General features: G+C 72.4%; 19 protein-coding genes. 13 read left to right on the top strand and 6 right to left on the bottom strand.

Going from position 1 to position 19,048, the window contains the following annotated elements; genetic code table 11:
* Positions 1-408 precede the first annotated feature (408 nt).
* From ACZ6RT_RS06865 to ACZ6RT_RS06900, 8 genes are all read left to right on the top strand, one after another.
* On the top strand, positions 409-1,278 hold the full coding sequence (locus ACZ6RT_RS06865) for a fumarylacetoacetate hydrolase family protein (protein ID WP_399186595.1): 870 nt from the start codon (positions 409-411) through the stop codon (positions 1,276-1,278).
* A complete protein-coding gene (locus ACZ6RT_RS06870; protein ID WP_470152500.1) occupies positions 1,275-2,714 on the top strand; it encodes an L-fuconate dehydratase in 1,440 nt (479 codons plus the stop codon). The genes ACZ6RT_RS06865 and ACZ6RT_RS06870 overlap by 4 nt, the downstream gene beginning before the upstream one ends.
* Positions 2,707-3,453, top strand: a complete 747-nt coding sequence (locus ACZ6RT_RS06875; protein ID WP_470152501.1) for an SDR family NAD(P)-dependent oxidoreductase — start codon at positions 2,707-2,709, stop codon at positions 3,451-3,453. The genes ACZ6RT_RS06870 and ACZ6RT_RS06875 overlap by 8 nt, the downstream gene beginning before the upstream one ends.
* Before the next feature lie 59 nt (positions 3,454-3,512).
* Positions 3,513-4,577 carry a sugar ABC transporter substrate-binding protein gene (locus ACZ6RT_RS06880; RefSeq protein ID WP_399186592.1) on the top strand — a complete coding sequence of 355 codons (1,065 nt, stop codon included), beginning with the start codon at positions 3,513-3,515 and terminating at the stop codon, positions 4,575-4,577.
* Positions 4,577-6,070: a sugar ABC transporter ATP-binding protein gene (locus ACZ6RT_RS06885; protein ID WP_470152502.1), complete on the top strand. Its 1,494-nt coding sequence runs from the start codon at positions 4,577-4,579 to the stop codon at positions 6,068-6,070. Before ACZ6RT_RS06880 ends, ACZ6RT_RS06885 begins: the two co-directional genes overlap by 1 nt.
* Positions 6,067-7,089: an ABC transporter permease gene (locus ACZ6RT_RS06890; protein ID WP_399186589.1), complete on the top strand. Its 1,023-nt coding sequence runs from the start codon at positions 6,067-6,069 to the stop codon at positions 7,087-7,089. Before ACZ6RT_RS06885 ends, ACZ6RT_RS06890 begins: the two co-directional genes overlap by 4 nt.
* A 154-nt stretch (positions 7,090-7,243) precedes the next feature.
* Positions 7,244-8,179, top strand: a complete 936-nt coding sequence (locus tag ACZ6RT_RS06895; protein ID WP_470152503.1) for an aldo/keto reductase — start codon at positions 7,244-7,246, stop codon at positions 8,177-8,179.
* Positions 8,180-8,269: 90 nt separating this feature from the next.
* Positions 8,270-8,650: a mycoredoxin gene (locus ACZ6RT_RS06900; protein ID WP_399186587.1), complete on the top strand. Its 381-nt coding sequence runs from the start codon at positions 8,270-8,272 to the stop codon at positions 8,648-8,650.
* 39 nt (positions 8,651-8,689) lie between these two features.
* Here the strand turns inward: ACZ6RT_RS06900 and ACZ6RT_RS06905 are convergent, their stop codons facing one another.
* Positions 8,690-9,997, bottom strand: a complete 1,308-nt coding sequence (locus ACZ6RT_RS06905; protein WP_470152504.1) for a collagen-binding domain-containing protein — start codon at positions 9,995-9,997, stop codon at positions 8,690-8,692.
* Between the two features lie 254 nt (positions 9,998-10,251).
* Complete coding sequence (locus tag ACZ6RT_RS06910; RefSeq protein ID WP_399186585.1) at positions 10,252-10,578, bottom strand: rhodanese-like domain-containing protein; 327 nt, start codon at positions 10,576-10,578, stop codon at positions 10,252-10,254.
* A gap of 36 nt (positions 10,579-10,614) precedes the next feature.
* On the opposite strand from ACZ6RT_RS06910, the gene ACZ6RT_RS06915 reads away from it, so the two are divergent.
* Positions 10,615-11,244: a TetR/AcrR family transcriptional regulator gene (locus ACZ6RT_RS06915; protein ID WP_399186584.1), complete on the top strand. Its 630-nt coding sequence runs from the start codon at positions 10,615-10,617 to the stop codon at positions 11,242-11,244.
* Between the two features lie 42 nt (positions 11,245-11,286).
* On the opposite strand, the gene ACZ6RT_RS06920 is transcribed toward ACZ6RT_RS06915, so the two are convergent.
* The 4 genes from ACZ6RT_RS06920 to ACZ6RT_RS06935 all read right to left on the bottom strand — a co-directional run bounded on the left by ACZ6RT_RS06920 (position 11,287) and on the right by ACZ6RT_RS06935 (position 15,122).
* Positions 11,287-11,961 (bottom strand): FadR/GntR family transcriptional regulator, encoded by a 675-nt coding sequence (locus ACZ6RT_RS06920; RefSeq protein WP_399186583.1) that lies wholly within the window; start codon positions 11,959-11,961, stop codon positions 11,287-11,289.
* Positions 11,962-11,998: 37 nt separating this feature from the next.
* Complete coding sequence (locus ACZ6RT_RS06925; RefSeq protein ID WP_470152505.1) at positions 11,999-13,018, bottom strand: MBL fold metallo-hydrolase; 1,020 nt, start codon at positions 13,016-13,018, stop codon at positions 11,999-12,001.
* Between the two features lie 105 nt (positions 13,019-13,123).
* The gene (locus tag ACZ6RT_RS06930) at positions 13,124-14,278 is read right to left on the bottom strand and encodes a steroid 3-ketoacyl-CoA thiolase (protein WP_470152506.1); all 1,155 of its coding nucleotides are present in this window, start codon (positions 14,276-14,278) and stop codon (positions 13,124-13,126) included.
* 130 nt (positions 14,279-14,408) lie between these two features.
* Positions 14,409-15,122 carry a TetR family transcriptional regulator gene (locus tag ACZ6RT_RS06935; protein WP_399186580.1) on the bottom strand — a complete coding sequence of 238 codons (714 nt, stop codon included), beginning with the start codon at positions 15,120-15,122 and terminating at the stop codon, positions 14,409-14,411.
* Between the two features lie 192 nt (positions 15,123-15,314).
* Between ACZ6RT_RS06935 and ACZ6RT_RS06940 the strand changes: the two genes are divergently transcribed.
* Genes ACZ6RT_RS06940 through ACZ6RT_RS06955 form a run of 4 tightly spaced genes read left to right on the top strand, consistent with a single transcriptional unit; the run spans position 15,315 to position 19,007 of the window.
* Entirely contained in the window at positions 15,315-16,400 is a 1,086-nt protein-coding gene (locus ACZ6RT_RS06940; protein ID WP_470152507.1) for an acyl-CoA dehydrogenase family protein, read from the top strand.
* Positions 16,400-17,554: an acyl-CoA dehydrogenase family protein gene (locus tag ACZ6RT_RS06945; protein WP_470152508.1), complete on the top strand. Its 1,155-nt coding sequence runs from the start codon at positions 16,400-16,402 to the stop codon at positions 17,552-17,554. Before ACZ6RT_RS06940 ends, ACZ6RT_RS06945 begins: the two co-directional genes overlap by 1 nt.
* A complete protein-coding gene (locus ACZ6RT_RS06950) occupies positions 17,551-18,597 on the top strand; it encodes a bifunctional MaoC family dehydratase N-terminal/OB-fold nucleic acid binding domain-containing protein (RefSeq protein WP_470152509.1) in 1,047 nt (348 codons plus the stop codon). The genes ACZ6RT_RS06945 and ACZ6RT_RS06950 overlap by 4 nt, the downstream gene beginning before the upstream one ends.
* Positions 18,597-19,007, top strand: coding sequence for a MaoC/PaaZ C-terminal domain-containing protein (locus ACZ6RT_RS06955; protein ID WP_399186576.1), 411 nt, complete (start codon positions 18,597-18,599; stop codon positions 19,005-19,007). The genes ACZ6RT_RS06950 and ACZ6RT_RS06955 overlap by 1 nt, the downstream gene beginning before the upstream one ends.
* The last annotated feature ends 41 nt before the right edge of the window (positions 19,008-19,048 follow it).

Raw genomic sequence — 19,048 nt, forward strand, 5'->3', positions numbered from 1 at the left:
TGCCGGGGGCTCCCCGCCGGACCGCCTCGCGCGGCCCCGGCGGCGGGCCTTCGGGACCGCCCGGCGCGGGCCCGGCCGCGGGCCCGGTCGCGGACCTTTCGGCCGCGAGACGGGCACGTTTCCGGGGACGGTGCCGAAACCGCGACGTAACCGGGGAAGCGTCCTCCGATGTTTGATACGGGGCGATCATTCCGGATCCCGTTCCCCGCCTCGAACGACATCGACGATCTTCCTTTCTCCCTTCGGAGGGAACTCCGATCTATCACGTCAAAACCGGGCGATGATCGGATCCTCCCCTGCCCATCTGCGGATTCTTCCGGGTAACGGATCGGATGTATAGGCCCGCGAAGGGTTGACACCGGCCCCGAACGTCGTTCAGCATCACGGGACAAGACATCGGATGTATTGATGACATCGAGCGAAGGGTGCGGTGTGAAGCTGCTGCGCGTGGGACCCGTCGGCCAGGAGCGGCCGGCCGTCCTGGACGAGGCCGGTAACCTCCGTGAAATCCCGGAGGCCGAGATCGACGGGGCGTTCCTCGCCTCCGGGGGTGTGGCCCGTGTCCGCGCGGCGCTGGAGCGGGACGAGCTTCCCGTGCTGGAGGCCGAGGGGCTGCGGATCGGCGCCCCGATCGCCAGGCCGGGGAAGATCGTGTGCATCGGCCTCAACTACCGCGACCACGCGGCCGAGACGAACGCCGCCATCCCGGCCGAGCCGATCGTCTTCATGAAGGCCCCCGGCACGGTGATCGGCCCGTACGACGAGGTGCTCGTCCCCAGGGAAAGCGTGAAGACCGACTGGGAGGTCGAGCTGGCCGTCGTGATCGGCGGGACGGCGCGCTACGTCGAGACGCACGAGGAGGCGCTGTCCAAGGTCGCCGGGTACGCGATCTCCAACGACGTCTCCGAGCGGGAGTTCCAGCTGGAGCGCGGCGGGCAGTGGGACAAGGGAAAGTCGTGCGAGACCTTCAACCCGCTCGGCCCCTGGCTGGTCACCGCCGACGAGATCGCCGATCCGCAGGCCCTGGGCCTGCGCCTGTGGGTGGACGGCACCCGCCACCAGGACGGCGGCACCCACGACATGATCTTCACCGTGGCGGAGATCGTCCGCTACCTGAGCCGGTTCATGGTCCTCGAACCCGGTGACCTGATCAACACCGGCACCCCGGCGGGCGTCGCGCTCGGCCTGCCCGGCACCCCGTACCTGCGGGCGGGCCAGGTCATGGAGCTGGAGATCGACGGTCTCGGCCGCCAGCGGCAGACCGTGGGACAGGCATGAGCGAACTGACCGCCCCCGGCCCGGCCCCCGCTCCCGACGCCCCCGCCCGTGCCACCGACGCCCCCGACGCCCCCGACGCCCCCGACGCCACCGACGCCACCGCTCACGAGGTCACCGCCTCCGGTACGGTCCCCGGCGCGAGCGGCACGTACCGCATCGTCTCGATGCGCACCCACGACATCCGCTTCCCCACCTCGCTGGAGCTCGACGGCTCCGACGCGATGAACCCCGACCCCGACTACTCGGCCGCCTACCTCGTGCTGAGCACCGACGACGGCTTCGAGGGCCACGGCTTCGCGTTCACCATCGGACGCGGCAACGAGGTGCAGACCGCCGCGATCAGGGCCCTGGAGCCGTACGTGCTCGGCAGGGACACCGAGGACATGGGCACGCTCTGGAAGGACATGGTCCACGACTCCCAGCTGCGCTGGCTCGGTCCGGAGAAGGGCGTCATGCACATGGCGATCTCCGCGGTGGTCAACGCGCTCTGGGACCTCAAGGCCAAGCGGGCGGGAAAGCCGCTCTGGCTGCTGCTGGCCGAGATGTCGCCCGAGGAGCTCGTCGGCCTGGTCGACTTCCGCTACCTCACCGACGCCCTCACCCCGGACGAGGCGCTGGACATCCTGCGCGCCGCCGAACCCGGAAGGCGCGAGCGGATCGCCCACCTGCGCGAGCACGGCTACCCGGCCTACACCACCTCGCCCGGCTGGCTCGGCTACGACGACGACAAGCTGCGCCGCCTGTGCGAGGAGGCCATGAGGGACGGCTTCACCCAAATCAAGCTGAAGGTCGGCGCCGACCTGGAGGACGACCGGCGGCGGATGCGCATCGCCCGTGACACCTGCGGCGAAGACTTCCCCATCGCGATCGACGCCAACCAGCGCTGGGACGTCGGCACGGCCATCACCTGGGTCAACGCCCTGGCCGAGTTCCGCCCGCACTGGGTGGAGGAGCCCACCAGCCCCGACGACGTGCTCGGCCACGCCGCCATCGCCCGGGGCATCGCGCCCATCCCGGTCGCCACCGGCGAGCACGTGCAGAACCGCATGGTCTTCAAGCAGCTCCTGCAGGCCGAGGCCATCTCGTACCTGCAGATCGACGCGGCCCGCGTCGCGGGCGTCAACGAGAACGTCGCGATCCTGCTGCTCGCCGCCAAGTTCGGCGTCCCGGTCTGCCCGCACGCGGGCGGGGTCGGCCTGTGCGAGCTGGTGCAGCACCTGTCGATGTTCGACTACGTCGCGGTGAGCGGCTCGATGGAGAACCGGGTGATCGAGTACGTCGACCACCTGCACGAGCACTTCGCCGACCCCGTGGTGATCGAGAACGGCGCCTACGTCGCGCCGAGCGTGCCCGGCTTCGGCGCGGCCATGCACCCCTCGTCGATCGCCGACCACGGCTATCCCGACGGCCCGGTATGGAGGTCCCTCAATGGGTGAGTTCGACGGCCTGCGCGCCCTGGTCACCGGCGGGGGCTCCGGCATCGGCCTGGCCACCGCCACCCTGCTGGCCGAGCGGGGCGCGGGCGTGGCCTCGCTGGACGTCAACGCCTCCGGCGGCCCGTTCGTCGAGGTCAGGGCGGACGTCACCGACGAGGGCGCGGTCCGCGCCGCCGTCGCCGAGGCCGCCGAACGGCTCGGCGGGCTGGACGTCCTGGTCAACAACGCCGGGATCGGTGCCGCCGGCACGATCGAGGACAACCCCTACGAGGAGTGGCTGCGGGTCCTGGACGTCAACCTCCTGGGCATCGTCCGGGTCACCCGGGCGGCCCTGCCGCACCTGCGCCGCTCCGAGCACGCCGCGATCGTCAACACCTGCTCGATCGCGGCGACGGCCGGCCTTCCCCAGCGGGCGCTCTACAGCGCGTCCAAGGGGGCCATCCAATCGCTGACCCTGGCGATGGCGGCCGACCACGTCGGGGAGGGGATCCGCGTCAACTGCGTCAACCCCGGCACCGCCGACACCCCCTGGGTGCAGCGCCTGCTGGCGGCGGCCGACGACCCGGCCGCCGAACGGGCGGCGCTGGAGAACCGTCAGCCGATGGGGCGTCTGGTGAGCGCCCCCGAGGTCGCCGCGGCCATCGCCTACCTGGCGAGCCCGCTCACGGCGTCCACCACCGGGACCGTCCTGGCCGTCGACGGCGGCATGCAGGGCCTCAGACTCCGGCCCAGGACATGACCCCTCCCGGGTCCCACCGACCCACTCACCCTTCGCACGGCTTGAACAGAGGCAACGACATGAACATTCGACCCGCGGCGACGGGCGCGGCACTGCTCGCCCTCGCCCTCACGCTCTCGGCCTGCGGCTCCTCCGAGCCCGCCGGCACCGCCACCACGGGCGCCCGGCCCACCGGTGACGCCGCGGCCAAGGGCGGCAAGGTCGGGATCGACTTCCCCCGTGCCGACTCCGACTTCTGGAACTCGTACAACAAGTACGTCCCCCGGATGGCGGCCGAGCTGGGCGTCGACCTGATGCCGCCGACCAACTCGCAGAACGACGTGGCCAAGCTGGTCGCCAACACCCAGGCCCTCACCGGGCAGGGCGCCAAGGCGATCGTCATGGCACCGCAGGACACCGGCGCCATCGCCTCCACCCTGCAGACTCTGGAGACCAGGAACATCCCGGTCGTCACCGTGGACACCCGCCCCGACAAGGGCAAGGTCTACATGGTGGTGCGCGCCGACAACAAGGCGTACGGCACCCAGGCGTGCGAGTTCCTCGGCGAGAAGCTCGGCGGCAAGGGCAAGGTCGTCCAGCTCATGGGCGCCCTCGGGTCGATCAACGGCCGCGACCGGGCCGAGGCGTTCCGCGGCTGCATGAAGGAGAAGTTCCCCGGCATCACGGTCTTCGACGAGCCCACCGAGTGGGAGGGCACCAAGGCCGCCTCGATGCTGCAGACCCGCCTCCAGCAGCACCCGGACATCAAGGGCGTGTACATGCACGCCGGAGGCGTCCACCTGGCCCCCACCCTCCAGGTGCTCAAGGCCAAGAACCTCATCGTGCCGCCGGAGGACCCCGAGCACGTCTTCGTGGTCTCCAACGACGGCATCCCGCAGGAGTTCGACGCCATCCGCAAGGGCGAGATCGACGCCACGGTCTCCCAGCCCGCCGACCTGTACGCGAAGTACGCGCTCTTCTACGCCAAGGCCGCGATCGAGGGCAAGACCTTCGCACCCGGCCCCACCGACCACGGCAGCACGATCATCCAGCTGCCGAACGGCCTGGAGGACCAGCTCCCCGCGCCGCTGGTCACCAAGGAGAACGTGGACGACAAGGCCCTCTGGGGCAACCAGGTCAAGTGATGACACCATCCGTCAAGGCGGTCGAGGCGCTCGGGATCACCAAGCGCTTCGGGCCGACCGTCGCGCTCGACGGGGCCGGGATCGCGATCACCGAGGGGGAGACGCACGCGCTCGTCGGCAGGAACGGCGCGGGCAAGTCCACCCTGGTGTCGATCCTGACCGGCCTGCAGCGCCCCGACGAGGGAGAGGTCCGCTTCGCCGGCGAGCCCGCGCCGCCGATGGCGGACCGGGACGCCTGGCGGCGGCGCGTCGCGTGCGTCTACCAGAAGTCGACGATCATCCCCACCCTGACGGTGGCGGAGAACCTCTTCCTGAACCGCCAGACCGACCGCGGTGCGATCGGCTGGCGGAGCCTGCGCGGCCGGGCCCGGGAACTGCTGGACCAGTACGGGGTGGACGTCGACGCCGGCACCATGGCCGCGGACCTCGGCGTCGAGCAGCGCCAGCTCCTGGAGATCGCCAGGGCGCTGTCGTTCGGCGCCCGTTTCGTCATCCTGGACGAGCCCACCGCCCAGCTCGACGGGCCCGCCATCCAGCGGCTCTTCGACCGGATGCGCGCGCTGCGCGAGCAGGGCGTCACGATGATGTTCATCTCCCACCACCTGGAGGAGGTGTACGAGATCTGCCAGAGCGTCTCGGTCTTCCGCGACGCCCGGCACATCGTCACCTCCGCGGTCGGCGACCTGCCGCACGACCGGCTGGTGGACGCGATGACCGGTGAGGCGACCGCGGCCTACGCGTACCGCACCCGCACGGCCGACCCCTCGGCCCCGGTGGTGCTGTCCGCGCGCGGGCTCGGCCTGGCCGGCCGCTACGAGAACGTGGACCTCACCGTCCGCGCGGGCGAGATCGTCGGCCTGGCCGGGTCCGGCAGCAGCGGCAAGGTCGGCCTCGCCGAGACCCTGGTCGGCCTGCACCGGGCCGACACCGGGACGGTGACCGTCAACGGCGTCGACGTCCGGCCGGGCGACGTGCCCTCCGCGCTCCGCGCGGGCCTCGGGTTCGTCCCCCAGGACCGGCACCGGCAGGGCTTCGTCCCGCTGCTGTCGATCGCCGAGAACGCGACCATCCCGATCGCCCACCGGCTCGGCCGCTACGGCACGGTCTCCCCGGCCCGCCGCCGCGAGCGCGGCGCCCGGATGATCGAGCGGCTGGACATCAAGACGACGGGCCCCGACCAGCCGGTGGCCGACCTGTCCGGCGGCAACGCCCAGAAGGTGGTGCTGGCCAGGGCGCTCGCCGACGACCCCCGCGCGCTCGTGGTCATCGACCCGACGGCCGGGGTGGACGTCAAGGCCAAGCACTCCCTCCTCGGCGCCGTGGAGGACGCGGCCGGCCGGGGCGCAGGGGCCGTGCTGGTCTCCGACGAACTCGACGACCTGCGGATCTGCGACCGCGTCCTGGTCATGTTCCACGGCAGGATCGTCAGGGACGTGCCGCGCGGCTGGACCGACAACGAGCTGGTGGCGGCGATGGAAGGTATCGACCCATGACCACGACACAGACCTCCCCGCCCGCACCGGCGGCGCCGGCCGCCTCGCGCGGACACGGCCTCAGGCTCGGGCGGTTCCGCGACCTCACCCTGGTCCCGGTGATCGTCGTCCTGCTGATCGCCGGTTCCTTCGTGGACCCGATCTTCCTGACCACCGGCAACCTGACCAACGTGCTCCAGCAGCAGTCGGCCCTGGCGCTGGTGGTGCTCGCCGAGGCGCTGATCCTGATCAGCGGGAAGTTCGACCTGTCGCTGGAGTCCACGGTCGGCATGGCGCCCGCGGTCGGGGTGATGCTGGTCATCCCGGTGGCGGCCGGCGGGTTCGGCCTGGACCTGCCCGCCATCCTGGCGCTCCCGCTCTGCCTGCTGGTCGGCGGCCTGGTCGGGGCCTTCAACGGCTTTCTGATCCTGCGCTTCCAGCTGTCGGCCTTCATCGTCACGCTGGCCATGATGATCGTCGTGCACGGCCTGCACCTGGGTCTCACCCAGGGCCGGAGCCTGTTCGAGCTGCCCGCGTCGTTCCTCTACCTGGGCAGCGCCGTCTGGCTCGGCCTGCCCGCGGCGATCTGGATCACCGGCGTCCTGTTCGCGGTGGCCATCGTCGCGCTCGGCTACTTCCGGGCCGGCCGCTCGCTGTACGCCATCGGCGGCAACGCCGACGCGGCCCGCGCGGCCGGCATCAGGGTCGAGCGGGTCGTGTGGGTCGTCTTCGTCATCGGCGGCGTCGTCGCCGCGCTCGCCGGGGTGCTGGAGACCGGCCGCCTGGGCGGCATCAGCGCCAACCAGGGCGTCGGCTGGATCTTCATGGCCTTCGCCGCGGCGGTCATCGGCGGCGTCAGCATGGACGGCGGCAAGGGGACGATCCTCGGCGCGCTCACCGGCGTGCTGGTGATCGGCCTGGTGGAGAACATCCTCACCCTCAAGGGCGTCCCCGGCGAGTGGAAGCAGCTCGTCTACGGCTCGATCATCCTGGTCGCCCTGATGATCAGCCGCCTGGCCGGAGGCAAGGCCCAGGACTGACGCACCCGGCCGGAAGGACCCCGGTGGCCGGACGGGCCCCGGGGCCCCGTCCGGGTACGGGGAGGGCGCGTGTCCCTCGGTCGCGGGAGCATGAGACGGTACCGGGGACCGCCCTCGTACCGGAGGGATCGTCCTGTCAGGAACGGAGTGGCCGGTGCAGGTCAGCAGGTACGGCTTCGGCGCGGCCCCGATCGGGAACCTGTTCTCTCCCGTCGGCGAGGACGAGGCGCGGGCGGCGGTGGACGCGGCCTACGAGGCGGGGATCCGCCTGTTCGACACCGCGCCCCACTACGGGCTCGGCCTGTCGGAACGGCGGCTCGGCGCCGCCCTCGCCGGCCGTCCCCGCGACTCCTACGTCCTGTCGACCAAGGTCGGCCGCCTGATCGTCCCCGTGGACGGCGACGGCCCCTTCGGCCGGGACGACCAGGGCTTCGACGTCCCGGCCTCCTCGCGCCGGGTCTGGGACTTCTCGCGCGACGGGGTGCGGCGGTCGCTGGAGGAGAGCCTGGAGCGGCTCGGTCTCGACGCGGCCGACCTCGTCCTGATCCACGACCCGGACGACCACTGGGAGCAGGCCGTCTCCGAGGCGTACCCCGCGCTGGCGGAGCTGCGCGACGCGGGCGTCGTCAAGGCCGTCGGGGTCGGGATGAACCAGACGGCGATGCTCACCCGCTTCGTCCGCGAGACCGGCGTCGACCTGGTCATGCTCGCCGGGCGCCACACCCTGCTGGACCAGTCCGGGCAGGAGGAGCTGCTGCCGCTCTGCCGGGAGCGCGGCGTGTCGGTGCTGGCCGCGGGGGTGTTCAACAGCGGACTGCTGGCCACCCACGACCCGTCGGGCACCTACGACTACGCCCCGGCCCCAGGCCCGCTGCTGGAGCGCGCCCGCCGCATCGCCTCGGTCTGCGAACGCCACGGCGTCACCCTGCCGCAGGCCGCCCTGGCCTTCCCGCTGCGCCACCCCGCGGTCGCCTCCGTCGTGGTCGGGGCCCGCTCCGCCGACGAGGTCGCCCGCAACGCCGCCCTGACCGCCCGCCCGGTGCCCGGCGACCTGTGGGCCGACCTCACCGCCGAGGGCCTGATCTCCTGAACGCGTCCGGCCGGATCGTCCCGGCGGGCTCACCCGGCCGGAGTGAAGGTCCGCTGGGCCGAAGCAGGAGGGGTTTGCGATACTCCTCCCATGTCATCCACGGTCTCGATCGTCCTGCTCGTCATCGCGGGCCTGGTGCTCGTCGTCACGAACCTTCCCCGGCGCGACCGGGCGACGTCGCACCGGGAGGCGGACCGGGAGGGCGTGGTCCTCTACTGGCGGCCCGGTTGCCCGTACTGCATGAGGCTGCGCACCCGCCTGCGCCTCACGGGCCTGCGCTACAGCGAGGTCGACATCTGGAAGGACCCCGACGCGGCGGCGTTCGTCCGCTCGGTCGCGGACGGGAACGAGACCGTGCCGACCGTGACCGTGGCCGGGAGGGCGATGGTGAACCCGTCCGCGAGCCAGGTGCTCACCGCGGCCAGGGCCGAGCCGCCGCCCCCGGCGTCCGGCACCGGTGAGCGTCCCTAGACCGGCCGGGGGGCGGTGGCGGGGGCGTGCCCCGTCCCGTCACGGGCGGCGTACCAGCGTCTTCTCCCCGTGCCCGGCGGGTCCGGAGCATCCTCGCCCGGCCCGGCAGCGGCACCGGCCCTTTCCGCTCTCGCATCGGGAGGCGCGCTTCAGCACCGACGACTGCGACTGACGCGTGGACGTGTGCACCCGTGAACCCGGAGGTCCCGTCGGCGTCAACGTCGGGGTGGGGACCGGGAGCGGCGGTACCGGCGTCGGGGTCGGAGTCGGCGTGGGTGTGGGTGTCGGGGTCGGGGTGGGCGTGGGTGTCGGGGTCGGGGGCAGGGCCGCGCAGTCCAGTTCCGTGCTGAACGGGAAGTCGTGGATCTCCCCGCCGTTGGCGGTGGCCGTGCCGGCGGTCAGCTCGCGGACGATGACGTTGCCCTCGATGTTGGAGGCGTTCTCGTCGATCAGCGCGGCGTTCGGAGCGAAGATCGTCCCTTCGATGGTGGCCCCCCTGCCCGAGGGAAGCCTGATGGTGGTGGCGTCCGGGAAGTCGAACAGGATGAACCGGCCCTCCGGCCCGCCGATGCCGGCGAAGTTCGGGGGGACCCACGTGAAGTCACCGCCCACGGCGGTCGTGTCCACGACGACCAGGAGCGGGGCGGTGGCCGTGGGCCGGTCGTCGAAGATCAGGTTGGCGATGTTGTTCAGGTTCTCGGCGTCGATCTGCAGGACGTTGGTGATGCCGTCGGTCAGGTTGATGCGGACGTTGGAACCGGGCGGGACGACGTTGCCGGGGAAGGGCACCCCGTTGCCGTCCCGCAGGATCACGTTGTTGACGCACAGGGCGAGGTCCGCGGCGCGCTGGCGGTAGGTGGCGAAGAGCGCGGCGAAGTCGATCACCGAGGCGGGGCCGACGGAGGCGACGGGCTGGCGTACGGTCAGCTCCACCCGCGCCGGCGATTCGTAGTCGCCCGTGGCGTTGATCCGGGTGTTGACCAGCGCGCCGTTGTTGTCGACGTTCAGGACGAACGAGCCGGTGAGGTCGCCGATCTTGGCGTAGCCGCCGGAGAGGACCGAGAGCCGTCCGGTGGGGCTGCTCTGGGCGAAGTCGACCCGGCCGCCCACCACCAGCGCCGTGGGCCGGGCGTCGCCGGCGACGACGAAGGTGCCCGCCGTCACGGTGGCGACCCGGTAGTCGCCGGTCAGGATGAGGTCCCCGCCCACCGCCAGGGTGCCCTCGTTCTCGTTGCTGTTCAGGCGGGCGTCGCCCTCCACGACGACGGTGAAGCCGTTGTTGCCGCTGACCGGGTTCAGCGGAGCGTGCCCCGAGCCGGTATCGACGATGAGGGCCCCCAGGCTCATGGCGAAAATGCTCAAACCTACGGAAAAATACACTCTGCGCATATCGTTCCCCTCATGATCGCTCCATTTCCCGAGCGAGTTTAAGCAGCTCAGAGGGGGTGAGCGGCTCCGTACGGGCAAATGTCCGTCATGCCTGTGGCTCGAATTCGGAGAACGCGGGAAGGGGCGGCCGGCGTGCCGCGCGGGCGGGACCGTGCCCGCGCGGGCGCCACCGGGGGAGGGGAATCCCCGTGCCGTCCCTGCCCCGGGAGGGTTCAGGCGGATTCGAGGGGCAGGCCGGCCTCGGCCCAGTCCTCGATGCCCTCGCGGTACTTGCGGACGTCGGTGTAGCCGAGGGCGGTGAGCCTGTCGGCGACCTGCCCGCTGTTGGGGCACGCCGGGTTGGAGCAGTAGGTGACGATCGCGGCGTCGAGGTCGGGGAGCAGGGAGGGGGCCAGCCTGTCGACGTCGGCCCGGACCAGGGGGACGGCCCCGGGCAGGTGCTGCCGCGCGTAGTACTGCCCGCCCAGCGCGTCGACGACGGTCACGCGGCCCTCGTCGATCGCGGCCTTCAGCTCGTCCCGGGTGATGAGTGCGGTCATGTCGCTGCCTCCGTAGAAGTGGACTATAGTCCGTTTGTGGCTCACGACGATAGCGGACCGCAGTCCGCTTCTGCAACACCGCTGGAACTGCTGCGCACCCCACCCCAGAGGGAACGGGCGGACGCGGCACGCAACCGCGCCGCGGTACTGGAGGCCGCGGCCCGGCTGTTCGCCGAGCGGGGCGTGGAGGCGGTGTCCATGGACCAGGTGGCCGCGGCCGCCGGCGTCGGCAAGGGCACCCTGTTCCGCCGGTTCGGCGACAAGGCCGGCCTGGCCGCCGCCCTGCTGGACGCCAGGGAACGCGTGCTGCAGGAGGCGATCCTGCACGGGCCGCCGCCGCTCGGCCTCGGGGCGGCGGCCGGTGAGCGGCTCGCCGCGTTCGCCGGCGCCTACCTGGACTACCTGCTGGAGCACCTGGACCTGGTCCGGATGTCGGAGACCGCGGCCCCCGGTGCCCGGTACCGGATCGGGGCCTACCGGTTCTGGCACCGCCACGTGGCGATCCTGCTCGGCGGCACGCCCGACCCCGAGCACGCCGCCCACGCCCTGCTGGCCGCGCTCTCGGCCGAGCACGTGTCCGCGCTCCTGCCGGAGCTGGGCGAGAAGCGGATACGCGCGGGCGTGCTCCGCCTCGCGCGTTCGATGACGCCCCCTCCCGGAGGGTGACGGCCCGCGCCCTCCCGGCGCCCTTCGGTCCCTCGGGGACGGTCAGGCGAGGGTGCTGCGGAGCCACTCCTCGACGCCGGCGATGTGGACCGTGGCCCAGGCCCGCGCCACCTCGGGCTGGCGGGCGGCGATGGCGTCGCAGATCGCGCCGTGCTGCTCGCGGGTCTTCTCCAGGGCGTTCTCCTGGGTGAGGCCCCGCCAGATCCTGGCCCTGGTGGTGGGGCCCGAGAGGCTCTCGATGAGGGAGCAGAGCACGGCGTTGCCCGACCCCTCCGCGATGCGCTGGTGGAACTCCAGGTCGTTGGCGACCAGTTGCTCGACGCTCGGGTCCGCGGGCAGCTCGTCGAGGAGCCTGCGCAGCTCGGCGACCTCGGAGTCGGACATGGAGGTCGCCGCCATCGCGGTCGCCGCGGGTTCCAGGATGCGCCGCACCTGGAAGAACTGCAGCACGGTGTCGTCCTGGTGGAAGTCGACCACGAACGACATCGCGTCCAGCAGCAGCCTGGGCTCCAGGCTGGTCACGTACGTGCCGTCGCCCTGGCGCACGTCCAGCACGTTGATCAGGGCCAGTGCGCGGACGGCCTCGCGCAGCGAGTTGCGCGAGAGGCCGAGGCGGTCGGCCAGGTCGGCCTCCTTGGGCAGCCTGCTGCCGGGGGCCAGCTCGCCGGACAGGATCATCTGTTTGATCCTGTCGATAGCGGCATCGGTGACCGCCACGCTGCACCGTCCTCAGGGTTCGCCAGACATCCGATGTCTATGAGTGTATGGCGAACCTGACCGGATCCGTCCCCGCCGCCCGCCGGACGAGGCCGCGCACCTCCAGGGTGCGCAGGTGCGCCGCGGCCTCTCCCGCGGCCATCCCGCGCAGCAGGACCGGGAAGTCCTCCCAGGGACGGTTCCAGGTCATCCGCCCGGCGATCTCCCAGATGGTCAGCGGCTCCTCCGCCTCGGCGAGCAGGTCGGCCAGCCGTCGGAGCTTCTCCTCGTGGTGGACGCCGATCTCGGCCGCCCGCGCCGCCGTATCCGGAAATATCCATTCATGGGCGGGGAGGGCTTCGAGGTCGCCCAGCCCCTTGACCTTCTCCAGCGACTCCAGGAAGTCGGTGAGCGGGTCCACGTCGGCGCGGTCGTAGGGGTAGATGCCGATGTGCGGGGTGATCGCTGGCAGCACGTGGTCACCGGTGAAGAGGCGGTCGGCGTCCTCCAGGTGCAGGCAGACGTGGCCGGGGGTGTGCCCGGGGGTCCAGATCGTGCGCAGCCTGCGTCCCGGCACGTCGATCAGGTCGCCGTCGGTCAGCACGCGGTCGGGCGTCGCGGGCGGCCCGGGCCGGTTCCCGGTGACCTCCTCCACCTCCACGGCGCCCGCCCCGGCCCGGCGCAGCATGTCGGCCTGGAAGTCGCGGTGCCCGCGCTCCCCGAACTCGCGCATCATCGCGACCAGCGCGGCGTCGGCCTCGTGCATGGCGATCCAGGCGCCCGACTCCTCCCTGACCTGACCGGCCAGCCCGGCGTGGTCGGGGTGGAAGTGGGTGACGACCACCCCGCGCACGTCACGGACGTCCATGCCGGCCGCGGCGAGCCCGTCGCGCAGCGCCAGCCATGCCTCGGGGGCGTTCCAGCCCGCGTCCACCAGCACCGGGCCCGCCGGGGACTCGATCGCGTAGACCAGGGTGTAGCCGAGCGGGTTGCCCGGGATGGGCACCGGCACGCTCCACACCCCGCCACCGGTGTCGAACGGACGCTGCTCGCTGTACGGCCTGCGGCGGGACTTCAACGGTGGTGCTCCTTACCGGCGCCGTTCAAAAGGCGCTCCTTGCCGGCGCCCCTTCGGGGGCGCTCCTTGCCGGTGCCGTTCACGGGCGCCGCTCACACGCGCCGTTCACAGGCGTTCCAGGACGGTCGCGGTCGCGAGCGCCCCGCCCGCGCACATGGAGACCAGCGCGGTCGAGGAGTCGGACCGCTCCAGCTCGTGCAGCGCGGCGGTGATCAGCCGTGCACCGGTCGCGCCGACCGGATGGCCGAGTGCGATGGCGCCTCCGTTGACGTTGACCCGTTCCATGTCCGGCTTGTGTACCGATGCCCAGGATAGGACCACGGAGGCGAAGGCCTCGTTGACCTCGAACCTGTCGATGTCGGCCATGCTCATCCCGGTGCCGGCGAGGACCTTCGCGGTCGCGTCCACCGGCCCGTCCAGGTGGTAGTACGGCTCGGCGCCGACCAGCGTCTGGGCGAGGACGCGGGCCCTGGGCCGAAGGCCGTGCCGGGCGGCGGCCTCCTCACTCATCACCAGCACCGCGGCCGCGCCGTCGGAGATCTGCGAGGAGGTGCCCGCGGTGTGCAGGCCGTCCTCGACGACGGGCCTGAGCCGGGCCAGCCCCTCGGCGGTGGTCTCGCGCAGCCCCTGGTCGCGGTCGACGAGGCGCGTCTCACCGGTCGGCTCGCCGTCCTCGCCGAGGACGGGCGCGCTCACCGCGACGACCTCCCGGCCGAAGCGGCCCTCGGCCCACGCCCGCGCGGCCAGCTGCTGGGAGCGGGCGCCGAACCGGTCGAGCCGCTCGCGGGTCAGCCCGCGCCGGCGCGCGATCCGCTCGGCGGCGGCGAACTGGTCCGGCATGTCGATGGACCAGTCGTCGGGACGGGGCCGGGCGGGGAGCACGTTGGAGCCGAGCGGTGCCCGGCTCATCACCTCGACGCCGCAGGCCACGCCGACCTCGATGACCCCGGCCTGGACGAGCGCGGCGACCAGGTGCACGGCCTGCTGGGAGGAGCCGCACTGCGCGTCGACGGTGGTGACGCCCGCCCGGTAGGGCAGCCCGGCGTACAGCCAGGCGTACCGGCCGATGTGGCCGCCCTGCTCGCCGGCCTGCGTGACGCATCCGGCGAAGACCTGTTCCACCGCGGCCGGGTCGATGCCCGCGCGGCCGACGAGGCCGCTCAGGGCCGCGGCGAGGACCGCCTGCGGTTTGAGTCCGGCGAGCCACCCGCCGCGCCTGCCGATCGGGGTCCGTACGGCCTCGACGATCACTGCACCCATACGATCTCCTCGCCTTCCGGCTCGGAACTCGCGGCCACCGGGCGCCCGTCCCCGCCGGTCCGCCCGCTCGCGCGTCGCTCCAGAACGTCGCTCTAGTCGCCTTCGACTGCGACTGTAACGCGTTCTAATTTCAGGCGGAAGGAGCGGGCCGGAAATCGGCGAGCAGCCGGTCGGCGGCGATCTCGATGCGCCGCTGGATCTGCTCGTAGGTGCGCCGTCCCCTGAGCATCTCCAGCAGCTCGTGCACCCAGACGCTGGAGAGCGAGCCGGCGAGCGCGAACTGCTCCTCGGTGGCGGTCTCCACGGTGAGGTCGTCCCCGGCGACCCGGAGCAGCAGCCCCGTCATGCGGTCGCCGAACGGCGTCTCGACCTCGGCCATGATCAGCGAGCGGATGAGCGCGTCGGCGAGCTCGGGCTCGCGCATCAGGCCGCGGGTGGCGCGCATCAGGATGTCGACGGCGCGCCCCGAGGCCGCGACGGCGCTGGGCGGGCGGCGCTCGATGCTGCTCTCCAGGAGGTCGATCTCCTCGCCCACGACGGCGACGACGAGATCCATCTTGGAGGGGAAGTAGCGGTAGAGCGTCCCGAGCGCGACCCCGGCGCGCTCGGCGACGGTCCGCATCTGCATCGCCTCGACGCCGCCGCGCGAGGCGAGGGCCGCGGCGGCCTGGACGATGCGCTTGCGCCGCTGGTGCTGGCTCCTGGTGCGGACGCCGGTGGACGCCGGTTCGCTCTGCACGCCGGATGCCCCTTCGGTCGTGGCCGGATCGACGTTGCCCGGAGCGTGCCTGCCGGCCGGGCGCGCGGCGGCCGGTGCCTCGGTCGTCACCTGCGGGGTACGCATGAGAACACGTTATCTGATTTCCGGATACTCCGGCGGGTTACTCGCCGGTCACAAAGATGCCCGTGCTTACACGGCATATGTGATGCGGCGGTTATGTCCGTGTTATTGCGGACGGCCCGCTATGGACACGGAATAGAATCTGTTCTACTTTTCGGAAGGGCGGGAACGGCGGACGGCATCCCAGGAGCGCGCGTGGACTTCACCCTTGACGAGACCCGGACCGACCTGCGCGACCTCGCGGCCGACCTGCTCGGCAAGGAGGTGACGGCCGCGCGGCTGGAGGCGCACTCCAGGAGTGGTGCCCCCTACGACGCCGCGCTGTGGCGTTCCCTGGCCGACGCCGGGCTGCTCGGCGCCTGCCTGCCCGAGGAGGCCGGCGGGGCCGGGCTGGGAGCGGTGGGGACGGCGGTCCTGCTGCGGGAGATCGGCGCCCGCGTGGCCCCGGTCCCCGCCGAGCCGAGCCTGGTCGCCGCCCAGGTGATCGCCTCGTACGGGTCCCGCGAGCAGCGCGAGGCGCTGGCCCCGCTGGCCGAGGGCGAGATCACGCTGGCCGTCGCCCCCTCCGAGCCCGGCCGCGACCTCGGAGCCCCGCCCGTCACCACCGCGCGGCCGGACGGCGCCGGATGGGTGCTCGACGGCGCCAAGGGCACCGCGCCCCACGCGGCCGGAGCCTCGAAGATCCTGCTCACGGCCCGGACCGACACCGGGAGCGGGGTGTTCCTGGTCGATCCCGGCGACGTGGAACCACGCCCCGTGCCGGTCTCCACCGGCGAGCCGGCCGCCGCGCTCACCCTGCGGGGCGTACCCGGCGAGATGGTCGGCGCCGCGGACGGCCTGGCCGCCGGCGGCCTGCGGCGGGCGGTGACGGCCGGGAACATCGCCGTCTTCTCCGGCGTGCTGGCCGGAGCCCTGGCGCTGACCACCGAGTACATCAGGACCCGGCGGCAGTTCGACCGGGCGCTGGCCGAGTTCCAGGCGGTCACCGTGCAGATCGCCGACGTCTACATCGCCGCGCGGGCGCTGGACGTGGCCGTGTGGTCCGGGGCGTGGCGGCTGGAGCAGGGCGACGACGAGGGGGCCGAGACCGACCTCGCGGTGGGCGCGCTGACCGCGACCGAGCAGGCGCTGGGCGCCCTGTACACCTGCCAGCACCTGCACGGCGGGATCGGCGTGGACGTGACCTACCCGCTGCACCGCTACTTCGCCTGGGGCAGGCACCACGCCCACCTGCTGGGCGGGGTCGAAGCCCGGCTCGACACGATCGGAGCGCTCGTCTGATGCTGATCGACCTCACCCCCGAGCAGAAGGAGCTCCGCGCCGAGCTGCGCGAGTACTTCCGGTCCTGCCTCACCGACGAGGACAGGAGACGGATCGCCGACGACCCGTTCGGCCACGCGTACATGGAGCACTGCCGCACCCTGGGCCGCGACGGCAGGCTCGGGCTGGGCTGGCCGAAGGAGTACGGCGGCGGCGGGCTCGGCCCGCTGGAGCAGCAGATCTTCGCCAACGAGATCGCCCGCGCCGAGGTGCCGTACCCGATCATCACCGTGCAGACCGTCGGGCCGACCCTCATGCAGTACGGCACGCCCGCGCAGAAGGACTTCTTCCTGCCGCGCATCCTGGCCGGGGAGTGCCACTTCGCGATCGGCTACAGCGAGCCCGGGGCCGGCACCGACCTGGCGTCCCTGCGCACCACCGCGGTCCGCGACGGCGACCACTACGTCGTCAACGGCCAGAAGATCTTCACCTCCGGCGCCCACTACGCCCAGTACATCTGGCTGGCCGTGCGCACCGACCCCGACGCGAAGAAGCACCGCGGGATCACCATGATGATCGCCGACTGCTCCGACCCCGGCTTCTCCTGGACGCCCATCATGACCATGGACGGGCGCCACCACACCAACGCCACCTACTACTCCGACGTCCGCGTGCCCGTGGACATGGTGGTGGGGGAGGAGAACAGGGGCTGGGACCTGATCGTCAACCAGCTCAACCACGAGCGGGTCACGCTCGGCCCCGCGGGCAACATCGCCCACACCTACGACCGCTTCCTGGACTGGGCACGCCGTACCGGCGCGATCGACGAGCCCGCGGTACGCCGCGCCCTCGGCCGCGTCCACGCCTACTTCCGGACCAACGAGCTGCTGAACTGGCAGGTCGCGGCCAACATGGACCTGGGCTGGCTGGGCGCCCCCGACGCCTCGGCCACCAAGGTCTATGGCTCCGAGCGGCTGCAGGAGGTCGGCCGGATCGTCGGCGAGACCCTGGCCCGCTTCGGCGACCCCTCCGACCCGCCGACCGCCGACCTGATGGAGCGCGTCGACAGGGGCGCCAAGGGCGGGCTGGTGCTCACCTTCGGCGGCGGCGTCAACGAGGTGCAGCGGGAACTCATCGCCATGCTGGGCCTGAGCCTGCCGAGGCCGCCCCGATGACCGCGACGACCGGCCCGACCGGTGCGACCGGCCCGACCGGCCCCGTCCCCGCCACCGGCCCCGCGAACGGCCCCGCGAACGATCCCGGCACCCTGCACGAGCGCCTCACCGCCCTGGCCGCGCGCCAGGCCGCCCTGGGCGAGGTGCCCGGCGTCGCGCTGGCCGACCCGGTGAACCTGCCGATGATCCGCCACTGGGCCGCGGCGCTGGGCGACGCCAACCCGCTCTACACCGACGCCGAGGCGGCGGCCGCCGGGGTGCACGGGGAGATCGTGGCACCCCCGGCGATGATCCAGGTCTGGACCATGCCCGGCCTGGACCCCGACGCCGGACGGGCCGGCACACCGGTGGACCCCGTACTGGCGATGCTGGACGACGAGGGCCACACCGGCGTGGTCGCCACCAACTGCGAGCAGACCTACCACCGCTACCTGCGGCTCGGTGAGTCCCCCGTCCCGGCCACCCGGTTCACCGGCATCATCGGCCCGAAGCGGACCGCGCTCGGCGAGGGCTATTTCGTGACCTGGAACGTCGTCTGGTACGCCGGAGGCGAGGCCGTGGCCGAGATGATGTTCCGGGTGCTCAAGTTCCGGCCCGCGACGAGCCCCGCGGACCCGCCGTCCGACGGGGCGCCGTCGCGCGAGCCGTACCCGCTCAGGCCCGCGGTCAACGACGACACCGCGTTCTTCTGGGAGGGCGTCGCCGCGGGCGAGCTGCGGATCCAGCGGTGCGCCGACTGCGGGACGTTGCGCCACCCGCCGGGCCCGGTCTGTCCCTCGTGCCGCTCGACCGCCCGCACGTACGTTGAGGCGAGCGGCGAGGGCGAGGTCTACAGCCACGTCGTCCACCACCACCCCCCCGTTCCGGGACGGGAGACGCCTTTCGTGGTGGCCGTGGTGGAACTGCCGGAAGGGGTACGGATCGTGGGCAACGTGGTGGACTGCGCTCCTTCGCGGGTGGGTATCGGTATGCCGGTGCGGGTGACGTACCGCCGGATGGACGACGAGCTGATCCTGCCCATGTGGGCCCCCCGGGAGGCGTGATGCGGACACTCACCCGCGACGAGGTGCGGACCGGAACCCTCCTTCCGGAACTCGCGATCGAGCTGAGTCCCACCGTGGTCGTCTCGACCGCGCTGGCGACCATGGACTTCACCCCCGTCCACCACGACGTGCACCGGGCCAGGGCGCAGGGGTCGAAGGACGTCTTCCTCAACATCCTGACCACCATGGGCCTGGTCGAGCGCTACGTCACCGACTGGGCCGGGCCCGAGGCGCTGATCCGCGGCATCAACGTGAAGCTCGGCGTCCCGGCGTACGCGGGCGACCGGCTGGTCTTCACCGGCACGGTGCTCACCCGCGAGGAGGGCGAGTTCACGGCCGAGGTCCGCGGCAGGGTCAGCCTCGGCGACCACGCCTCGGGCACCGTCAGGTTCGCCCTCCCCACCCACTGAGCCGCTCCCGCTCCCCGAGCCCTCTCGTCCGCCCAGCCCTT

It is taken from the genome of Streptosporangium sp. NPDC050148, from assembly GCF_055586505.1.